This window comes from Rhodomicrobium udaipurense JA643 (assembly GCF_000636015.1).
Taxonomy (GTDB): Bacteria; Pseudomonadota; Alphaproteobacteria; order Rhizobiales; family Rhodomicrobiaceae; genus Rhodomicrobium; species Rhodomicrobium udaipurense.
The window spans coordinates 1-1824 of the sequence record NZ_JFZJ01000226.1; the positions used below are offsets into that span (position 1 = coordinate 1).

The window sequence follows — 1824 nt, forward strand, 5'->3', positions numbered from 1 at the left end:
CGCATCCAGATCGGCGATGCGTCCGTCGTCTTCTGGGCCGACGCGTCCGACGCGAACAAGGCCGCAAAGGCCGAAAACATCTTTGCCAGCTTCTGGGATGACAGCGGCGAAGATCCGCTCGACATCGATGAAGGAATACAGGCGCAAAACGTCGGCGCAAGACTCAAGCAAATCCGCAATGGCGAGCCGCTCAGCGACGTCGCTCCCGACCTGGCCGAAGGCGTGCGCTTCTATGTCCTCGCGCTGGCGCCCAACGCCGCACGCCTCTCCATCCGCTTCTACTTCGAGGACGATTTCGGCACGATCACAGCGAACTATCAGCGCTTCCTCTCTGACATGCGGATCGAGCCCCCGCCCCGCGACGGCCAGCCAGCGCTCTGGAAATATCTCGCTGAAACCGCCGTGCTCAAGAAGCGCGAGAACGTACCGCCCAACCTAGCCGGTGAATGGATGCGCGCGATCCTCGGCGGCACTCGCTATCCGCAGACGCTGCTCGCCACAGTGCTGATGCGTCTTCGCGCCGACAAGGACGTCAATGCGCAAAGGGTTGCGATCCTGAAGGCGCTCCTCATTCGCAATAACAACAGGAAGGATACGCCCGTGGCTCTCACGCCCGATTATTCCGGCGGTGGCTGTAAAGGTTATCAGCTTGGCCGCCTGTTCGCCGTCTACGAGCGCATCCAGTCGGACGCGCTGGGGGGCAAGGTGAACGCCACCATCAAGGACAAGTTCTACGGTTCTGCTTCGGCGCAACCCCGCAAGGTTTTTGGACTGCTGGAAAAGGGCTCAGCCAATCATCTGAGCAAGATCGGCAAGCAATCGCCTGGTCGCAAGGTCAACCTCGAAAAGCTTGTGGGAGAAATCATGGGAGCGATGGACCCGTCCGCCGACCCCTTCCCGAGCGCCTTGTCCGCTGAAGATCAGGCCTTGTTCGGCCTCGGCTACTACCACCAGCGCAACGAATTCTTCAAATCCACCAAGAACGGTACGCCCGTCGAGGAGACCGCCCAATGACCGCCATCGCCAATCGCTACGATTTCGTCCTGTTGTTCGATGTTACTCGCGGCAATCCCAATGGCGACCCGGATGCGGGGAACATGCCGCGCATCGACCCGGAGACCAATTTCGGCCTCGTATCCGACGTCAGCCTGAAGCGCAAGATCCGCAATTATGTCGAACTCGCCCATCGCGGCGAGGAAGGTCGACATATCTATGTGCAGGAAAGCTCGATCTTGAACGAGCAACACCGCAAAGCCTACAAGGCGGTGGCTCCTTACAAGGACGACCCGAAGACCGACAAGGCCGGCAAGCTCAATCCCAGGACCGATGATGAGGCGCACGCGCTCACCGCGTGGATGTGCGCCAACTTCTTCGACGTCAGAACCTTCGGCGCGGTCATGTCGACCGGCATCAACTGTGGGCAGGTGCGCGGCCCCGTGCAAATCGCCTTCGCCCAGTCCATAGAACCTATCATCGCGCAGGAAATCTCCATCACGCGCATGGCTGCCACCAACGAAGCTGAAAAGAAGCAGAAGGCGGAGGGCGACGACAGCGTCGACCGCACCGACAACCGCACCATGGGGCGCAAACACATCGTGCCTTACGGTCTCTATAGAGCCCACGGCTTCATTTCGGCGAAGCTTGCCGAGCGGACCGGCTTCGACGAGGGCGATCTCGAACTGCTGTTCACCGCGCTCGCCGAAATGTTCGAGCACGACCACTCCGCAGCACGCGGAGAGATGGCGAGCCGCAAGCTGATTGTATTCAAACACGATACCGCGCTCGGTAAAGCATCCGCTCATGCCCTGTTCGAGCGTGTCCGCG

The 1824-nt window shown here is 60.4% G+C and carries 2 protein-coding genes; both read left to right on the top strand.

What is annotated here, in order from left to right:
• Positions 1-1014 (top strand): type I-C CRISPR-associated protein Cas8c/Csd1 (gene cas8c / locus T281_RS17025; RefSeq protein WP_037242452.1); only part of this gene is annotated, 1014 nt, incomplete at its 5' end.
• On the top strand, positions 1011-1824 hold an 814-nt coding region (cas7c, locus tag T281_RS17030), incomplete at its 3' end, for a type I-C CRISPR-associated protein Cas7/Csd2 (RefSeq protein ID WP_037242454.1). The genes cas8c and cas7c, both read left to right, overlap by 4 nt.